Source organism: Streptomyces sp. NBC_00057 (genome assembly GCF_045041165.1).
Lineage (GTDB): Bacteria > Actinomycetota > Actinomycetes > Streptomycetales > Streptomycetaceae > Streptomyces.
Window position 1 is genome coordinate 5,052,967 of the sequence record NZ_CP108256.1, and the last position, 8,135, is coordinate 5,061,101.

The following is an 8,135-nucleotide window of genomic DNA, read 5'->3' on the forward strand; positions in this document are numbered from 1 at the left end:
GGCCGGGTCGAGGCATACGCGCGGCCCTCGCAGCCGCGTTGATCGTGTTCCTTACCATCGCCGCGGTACGGCTCGACTCCTCGCCGATACCGGAACCGCCGCGGCTCGACGCGGTCCGGGCCGATACCCTCGCGGACCGCTACGACGCCAACCACCGGTACATCGCGGATGCCGCGCGTGCGGCCCGACAACTCGGGGACGACGGCCGGGCCCAGCGCCTCGCGGCCTTCGACGCACCCGGCAGGCAATTCCTCTCCTTCGACGCGCGCGGCGACGGGCAGGCGGTGGAGGTGCTCGGGGACCTCGCGCGCGCCGACCACGTGGTGGTCATGGTCCCGGGGTCGGACACGACCCTTGACACCTACGATCACTTCGGTGCCCCGTGGGCTTCCCTGCACGGGGCGGCCGAATCGCTCTCCGCCGAAACACGCCGACTTGACCCCGACGGCAAGGTCGCCGTGGTCGCCTGGTTCGGCTACCCCGCGCCCCGCACCCTCAGCACCGACATCGTGACCACGAGCCGCGCGGAGGACGGCGGCCCCCGGCTCCGGTCCCTGCTCGGCTCCGTCCGGAAGATCAACCCCTCGGCCCAGGTCGCGATGTTGTGCCACTCCTACGGGACGGCGGTGTGCGCTTCTGCGCTGAGCGGCACGGCCGACAGGACCCGGCCGAACCTGAAGGACGTGGCCTTCCTCGGTAGTCCGGGCGTGATCGTACGATCCGCATCGGACCTGCGGACCTCCGCCAGGGTGTGGGCGGGCCGTGGCGCACAGGACTGGATCGCGGGGGTGCCCCACACGAGCGTGGCCGCCTTCGGCGTGACGGTCGGGCTCGGAACGGACCCGACGTCATACGACTTCGGTGCCCGGGACTTCGGCGCCGGCGCCGGCGGCCACAGCGACTACTTCAAGCCGGGCAGTGCCGCGCTGCGCCACCTGGCGCTGATCGGAATCGGAAAGGACCCGAAGGCCGCCCATGTCTGACCTCGACCTGCGGACAAGGGCCGCGCGGACGGACGAGCAGGCCGTCCGCCCGAGCACCGTCGTCCCGACTCGGAAGTCCGGTCGAATACGCGAGTGGGTGCGGCGCACCGACGCCACGACCCCGTCCGACCGAGACCGGTCCGTCGACGCACTCGCGGCGCTCGCCGTCCTCGGCGTGGTCGTCGGCAACTGGCTGGTGAGCGCCGTGGTCCGGTACGCCAACGACCGTCTCCTGGGGGCAAGTCCGCAGGGTGGAGCGTCCGTGTTCGCCCCGGTGTCCTGGGCCCTTTCGACCCTCCCGGTCTTCTTCCTGGCCGGCGGGTACGTCGCGGCGAAGGCCTACGACTCGGCCCGCTCGCGTGGGACCGGCTACCGTGACTGGCTGAGCGGGCGGACGAAACGGTGCTTCGGGCCGGTGACCCCCGTGCTGCAGCTGTGGGCCCTGGTGGTGGTCGGCCTCTTCGCCTTCGACATCTCCCACGAGACGATCCGGACACTGCTCACGGTGGCCCTCACCCCGCTGTGGTTCCTGCTGGTGCTCGGACTGCTCACGGCCGCGACCCCGCTCGCCCTTCGTGCCGGGGCGTGGGGCGCGGTGGCGGGATGCGTGCTTGTCGCCGCCCTCGACGCGGCCCACGCGATGCTCCCGGGCAGTGGCCTGCCGGCGCAGGCACAGGGGTTGAACGTGATCGTCGGCTGGTGGGTGCCGTTCTCTATCGGTGTGTACTGGGCGGCCGGAGGCTTCAGCCGGCGGCGCCCCGCGCTCCTGATGCTCGTCGGCGGCGGCCTGTGCACACTCGCCCTGGTCCTGTGGGGGCCCTACTCCGCCCACCCGGTGGACCTCTTGAGCCAGGGCGCCTCCGCTCTCCGCCCGGTGGCCCTGCCTGCTGTGGCCTTCGGCGTGGCCCAGTGCGGAGCGGCTCTTGTGCTGCGGTCCGCGCTGCGCCGGGCGGTGCGGCCGTCCCTGTCCGCCAACGAGCGCCTCACCGTGGGCAATGTGCTGTGGACGGTGGTCGTGACGCTCAACTTCTCGGCCATCGCCGTCTTGGTATGGCACCAGACGGCTCTGCTCCTGGTCACCGTCGCGGGCCTGGGCAGCGGTCGACTGCTTCCCGGCCTGCACATCCCGGCGGAACATCTGGGATGGCTGCTCGCCCGGGCCGCGTGGCTCCCGGTGTTCGCCGTCGTGCTCGTCGCGCTTCTCACGCTGTTCAACGGGGCGCGGAAACCGCATCCGAGGAGGAACTCGCACTTTGTTGCGAATTCCCAATATCGGATTGAAAACGATCAAGGATAAGATGCCTGACGGACTTTTCCTGGCTAATTTCAATGCAGTGGGCGCATGTGCCGAAATCTTCCCAGGGGGAAACATGAAAAAATTTCCGATCGAATACATTGGTGAACTTTACGAGAAGTACGCAGATTCCCTGGGAAAGGTGCGTGACACTCAGCGCGACCTCCTCCGGGAGCGCGGGAGTTCGATGAAGGCGCAGCTCGACGACCTCGAAGCCGAGATAACGTATCTCATGCTGCGTGAGCTGCGTCCCGAAAAGGTCGTGGAAATCGGGACGTTCTACGGGTGGTCCACCATGTGGATCCTGAGCGCCCTCAGGGACAATGGCACCGGGCACCTCTATTCCTTCGACATCGTCGACAACGTTGTGCACAATGTGCCCGATGAGCTGTCCCGGGGCCGCTGGACCTTCACCCGGGGTGACGCGCGCACCAACCTGCCCAAGATCCCGTCGGACGTGGACTACCTGTTCATCGACGCGGACCACGGGGCGCGGTTCGCCCGCTGGTACATCGAGAACCTCTTCCCCGCGGTGCCGCCGAAGACTTTCACCAGCGTTCACGACGTGTACCACGGCCGTCGGCCGAAGCCGTTCAGCGAGGGATCCGTCCTCGTCAAGTGGCTGGCCGAGCAGAACGTCGACTTCTTCACGCCGTCGACGGCCAAGGCCCCGCAGGTCGAGGCCAGGCTCTCGGCGGTGAAGAAGCGGGTCGGTCTCGGTGCGCCGGTCAGGACCAGCCGGCACAACCCGATGATCTTCTTCAACCTGCCGTAGCAGCACGAGCCGACGAGCCCAACCGGGATGAGCTCCCGGCTGGGCTGTGTCGTGTGTGCTCGGCGGGGGGTGTGCGGCCGTGCGGGTTTCCCATTTGTCCTACGGGCAGTGCTTCCTGCGGGGGAATTAGGGACCGCAGAGGCAATTATTCCTGCGCCGATCCTCCAAGCTCATCGTCCTCGATCCGGCCCGGCCCGCCGTGAGGAAATTGCGGAGCCTTGGTGGACTCCGGCACAGAGGGTTCCATTCGGACCGTCAAGGTATCGCAAATTCTCTCCGGAACGCGGGCTGACTGCGTGTTAGCCTACGCGGCGCCGGGGTGGACATCTGGCCTGAATTAGGCGCCCCCTTCGGGGATGGTCACTCACGGGAGTCGTTCACTGGCAGTAACGAAATATTGCATGGGGGAAACGATGACTGTTCAGCTGGAATTTCGTTTGCTGGGTCCGTTGGAAGTGCTCGCCGATGGCCAGCCGGTGGCCGTCGGCGGGCCACGCCAGCGCACGGTGCTTGCCGTACTCGCGCTTTCCCCCGACCGGATCGTCTCCGTGGACAGCCTCATGGAAGCGCTCTGGAACGGTGAGCCGCCGACCACGGGCCGGACCCAGGTGGCGATCTGCATCGCGAGCCTGCGGAAGATCTTCAGATCCGTCGGCTGCCGCGACGAGGTGATAGCCACTCAGGCGCCGGGCTACGTCCTGCGTGGCGACGGGCACCTCAACGACGTGGTCCAGTTCGAACGACTCGTGGCCCAGGTTCAGCGGGAAGCGGGCGCCGTGGAGTCGGCCGCCCTCCTGGAAGAGGCGATGGGCCTCTGGCGCGGACCGGTGCTCGCGGGGGTCTCGGGGCATCTGGCGGAGGCCTGGGCGGTGCGCCTGGAGGAGCAGCGGCTCGCGGCGTACGAGCAACAGGCAGGACTCCAACTCGAGTTGGGAAAGCACCGGCTCATGATCGGTGAACTGTCCGCGCTCGTGCGGGAACACCCGCTGCGGGAGCAGGCCCGCGCACATCTGATGCTGGCGCAGTACCGCTTGGGGCGACGGGCGGATGCCCTGCAGACCTTCCGCGAGGGCTGGCGCATCTCCGTCGACGCTTTCGGCATGGAACTGGGGCCCACACTACGTGAGTTGCACGACAGGATCCTGAGGGACGACCCTGGGCTCATGCCGGTGCACACCGTGCCGGCCATAGCCAACTCTCTAGTGGCGCCCGCTCAACTACCGGCTGATGTCAGTGCGTTCGTCGGACGGGAAGCCGAGTTCGAACTACTCGACGGCCTCCTTGACGTCAGCGCGGAGAGCTCGTCGCTTGCCGTGGGCATCATCCATGGACCCGCCGGGGTCGGGAAGAGCGGCCTCGCGGTGCGCTGGGCGGACCGCACCGCGGACTCCTTCCCCGACGGGCAGCTCTTCGCAGACCTCAGCGGCAACGGCAGCGGACCCGTCCGCACCGGCGACGTACTCGGCGGATTCCTGCAGGCGTTGGGCGTGCCGAGCGCAGAGATACCCAGCGGCCTGAACGAGCGGGCCGCACTGTTCCGCAGCGTTCTGCGCGGTCGGCGGGTCCTCGTGCTGCTCGACAACGCCGAGTCCAGCGCCCAGATCCAGCCTCTGCTTCCCGGCAACCGGGAGTGCTGTCTCCTGGTGACCAGCAGAGGCCAACTGAGTGAACTGCTCAGCAAGTACGGTCCCTTACAGCTCTCCCTGAAGGCCCTTGACATGTCGTCCGCTGTCCAACTCCTGGGCGCGGTGGCCGGTCAGGAACGGGTGGCCGCGGAGCCGGGCGCCGCCGAGCAACTCGTTGAACTATGCGACCGGTTGCCCCTCGCCCTGCACCTCGCCGCAGCGCGTCTCGCGTCCCGGCCGCACTGGACGATCCGGCATCTGGTCGACCGCTTCGCGGACGAGGACCGTCGGCTCGACGAGCTCAGTCGCGATGAGCAGGGGGTGCGGGCCAGTTACGACGCCAGTTACCGCAGGCTCAGCTCCTGGGCCGCCCTGCTGTACCAGCGACTTGGGGAGCATCGCATGTCGTGCTTCTCCGTGAAGTCGGGGGCGACCCTGATGCGCACCACCCAGATCGGTGCGGAACAGCTCGTGGACGAACTGGTCGACGCGCGTCTGGTGGACGTCGCGGCGTCCGGCCTGGGCAAGGAGACTATCTACCGGCTGTTCGGCCTTCGTCTGCTGCACGCAAGGGAGCAGGCGAACCGGCATCCGGAGCTGCCCCTGGACGGCGGAGACCAGACCGCTGCGGGTGCCGGTACGGGTGCCGGTACGGGTGAAGAGCACGGCCACGCCGCGGACTTCGCCCTCTACCGCATCGCGGCGCCGTGGCAGCAAGCGCCCTGCCTGTCCCCCGCCGTGCAGGCCTAGGCGTGAACGATGCGACGTATCAGATGGGTCAATGGACTTCAGAGAGGTGAACAGGGTGGGCAGTGAGGCGAACGCCCTCGCACAGAAGTGGTTCAGGCGGTTCAAGCCGGTGGACCGACCGACGCTGAGGCTGGTGTGCTTCCCGCACGCAGGGGGCGCCGCGAGCGCGTTCCGGTCGTGGCCCGACAGGGTCCCCGCCGATGTCGAGGTACTCGCGGTGCGCTACCCCGGGCGGCAGGACCGGTTCCTCGAGGACTGCGTCGATGCGATGGACGAGCTCGCGGGCGCGATCACCGCCGCCCTGGAGCCCTACGTCGCGCAGCCGTTGGCCTTCTTCGGGCACAGCATGGGTGCCTCGGTCGCCTATGAGGTCGCTGCGCGGACGTGGCGCGCGCACGGGCGAGGGCCGGTCCGGCTCTTCGTGTCGTCGCAGACGGCGCCGCACCGGATGCGCGACCGCTTTGCGCACCTGATGGACGACGAGGCACTGGTCGAGGAGGTCCGCCGCCTCGGGGGAGTGGACGGCGAGGCCCTGGCGGACCCGGACGTGCGCGAGCTCGTGCTCCCGGCCATCCGTGCGGACTTCAAGCTGTCTTCGGGCTACCGGCCCGAGGCGCCGGAGCGCCTGGACATGCCGGTCGTCGCCTACGTCGGGGAGAAGGACCCCGACGTCACCGCCACCGACCTGGCGGCTTGGGCCGACGTAAGCGGAGCCGGATTTCGCCGGCACGTGTTCCCTGGTGACCACTTCTACCTGGTCACCGAAGAGAGCGCCCTGGTGGCCGATGTGGTCGACCACCTGGGCCTTCCGCAACTCCGCCGCTGACACAGGGTCAGGAGCGCGCCGCCCGGAATTTGCCCATCCATTCCGGGCGGCCACCGATAAAACTCGGCCAATACGAGTCCGATAAATGCGGGCGATAGCCTGTGATCATTATTGGCCGTGTTTTGCGGGAGGTGCGGCGTGTCGGAAATTCGAATTGCCATGGCCCGGAAATGGATGGATGAATTCCTGGTACATCCCCACCCCGAACTCGGCCGGGAGGGGGATGTCTGCCCGTTTATGTCCCGGTCGCTTTCGGAGGGGCATGCCAAGCTGCTGCCGTTCGACGCCCGTGAGGGTCTGACGGCGCTGCTTGCATTAATCGGAGAACTGCGCTCGGAGCTGGAACGGCGGGGCGAGTCGGCCGGAAACAGGCGCGCGTACCTCACCTCGGTGATCGTGCCGCACGGCCTGCCGGACGACGAGATAGTCGCGCTGATCGCACGCGCGCACGGCGAGTTGAAGGGCGATTTCGTCGAACGGGGTCTGATGCTGGGCGAGTTCTGGCCCAGGCACGATGTGGCGGGCCTGCACAACGAGGCCTTCCGGCCGCTCGACAGCCCGCTGCCGCTGTTGGCCATGCGTCACATGATGCTCACCGACCTGGCCTTCCTCAGCGGCGACCACGTGGATCCCGAGGCGCAGCTGACGTATCTGAAGCATTTCCGGCGGCTGTTCGGCGACACCCTCACGGGCAGCTGGCCAAGCCGCCTGGAGAGCGCCGAGGAAGCGGCCCGCCGGGCGTACGACAGCGCTTCGATATGACCACGGACGCCACGGCCGACCCGGTGGACCTGACCGCCGAGGCCGAGCGGTTGCAGCTCCTCGCGAGCCCTGTGCCTGGCCGGGTCCTTTACGTCCTGTCCGAGCTGCGGGTGCCCGACGCCCTGCTCGACGGGCCGTTCACCGCCGCTCGGCTGGCCGCCATGGTGGGTGCGGAGGAGGGCGCTCTCACCCGGGTCCTGCGGATCGCCGCGCAGCTCGACGTGGTCGAGGAGGTGACGGCCGGCAGGTGGGGCCTGCGCCCCGCCGGTCGGCTCCTGTGCGACGGCACGGGGGGCGGGCTGCGCGCCGAGTTCGCCGACAACGACCTGTTCGCCCTGTGGACGGGCTTTCTGCACAGCGTGCGGACCGGGGAGTCCTGCTACAAGGAGGTCTTCGGCAGCACTCTGTTTGAGCGGCTGAGCGAGAAGCCTGCGGAGCGGCAGCTCTTCCATCAGCACATGCACGAACGCGCTCACTTGGTGTACCCGCCCCTGGTGCGATCTGCGCTCTGGCCGGACACGGGTGTCCTCGTGGATCTGGGCGGCGGGACCGGCGGGCTCCTTGAGCAGCTGCTCGCGGAGCGCCCCGGCCTGTCGGGTGTGCTGCACGACCTGCCGGAAGTCCTTGAGCTCTCGCCCCTGCCGAACGTCCCCCAACTGGCCGGAAGGGTGCGGCTCACGCCCGGGGACGTCTTCTCCGGGGAGCTACCGCCCGGGGATGTGTACGTGCTGGCCAGCGTCCTGCACGACTGGCCCGAGGCGCAGGCCGTGGAGATGCTCACCAACTGCCGGGCCGTCTGCGGTCCGGGGACCCGGCTCCTTGTGGTGGACCGGGTGCTTCCGGAGCAGGGTGGCGGCCTCGCGGTCCACAACGATCTGTTGATGCTCGCCGCCGTTGGCGGACGGGAACGCACCATGACCGAGTGGCGCGTTCTGGCCGGCCGGTGTGGCTTTGAGATCAACGTCGTCGAAGGGGCACCGGAAACGGACCTCTCGATCCTGGAATTCCGGCCCGGCTGACCCGCTGACCTGTCGATCGGCAGACCCCTGTCGGACGGGAATTCACCCAAAATTACTTGAAATGTGGCCCCTCCTCCGGTCGCCATGTCCTCGGCCGTATC

Annotated in this window: 7 protein-coding genes; all 7 read left to right on the top strand. The window is 68.4% G+C overall.

The window, feature by feature from the left end; translation table 11 throughout:
• Window positions 1–44 precede the first annotated feature (44 nt).
• A complete protein-coding gene (locus tag OG953_RS23865; RefSeq protein ID WP_405692020.1) occupies window positions 45–983 on the top strand; it encodes an alpha/beta hydrolase in 939 nt (312 codons plus the stop codon).
• Window positions 976–2,280 (top strand): acyltransferase, encoded by a 1,305-nt coding sequence (locus tag OG953_RS23870; protein WP_405686728.1) that lies wholly within the window; start codon window positions 976–978, stop codon window positions 2,278–2,280. Before OG953_RS23865 ends, OG953_RS23870 begins: the two co-directional genes overlap by 8 nt.
• Window positions 2,237–3,052 (top strand): class I SAM-dependent methyltransferase, encoded by an 816-nt coding sequence (locus OG953_RS23875; protein ID WP_405686729.1) that lies wholly within the window; start codon window positions 2,237–2,239, stop codon window positions 3,050–3,052. The genes OG953_RS23870 and OG953_RS23875 overlap by 44 nt, the downstream gene beginning before the upstream one ends.
• A gap of 413 nt (window positions 3,053–3,465) precedes the next feature.
• Window positions 3,466–5,427 (top strand): BTAD domain-containing putative transcriptional regulator, encoded by a 1,962-nt coding sequence (locus tag OG953_RS23880; RefSeq protein ID WP_405686731.1) that lies wholly within the window; start codon window positions 3,466–3,468, stop codon window positions 5,425–5,427.
• 55 nt (window positions 5,428–5,482) lie between these two features.
• Complete coding sequence (locus OG953_RS23885) at window positions 5,483–6,253, top strand: thioesterase II family protein (protein ID WP_405686733.1); 771 nt, start codon at window positions 5,483–5,485, stop codon at window positions 6,251–6,253.
• A gap of 117 nt (window positions 6,254–6,370) precedes the next feature.
• Window positions 6,371–7,015, top strand: a complete 645-nt coding sequence (locus tag OG953_RS23890; protein ID WP_405692022.1) for a DUF6875 domain-containing protein — start codon at window positions 6,371–6,373, stop codon at window positions 7,013–7,015.
• Complete coding sequence (locus OG953_RS23895; protein WP_405686734.1) at window positions 7,012–8,034, top strand: methyltransferase; 1,023 nt, start codon at window positions 7,012–7,014, stop codon at window positions 8,032–8,034. The genes OG953_RS23890 and OG953_RS23895 overlap by 4 nt, the downstream gene beginning before the upstream one ends.
• Window positions 8,035–8,135 lie beyond the last annotated feature (101 nt).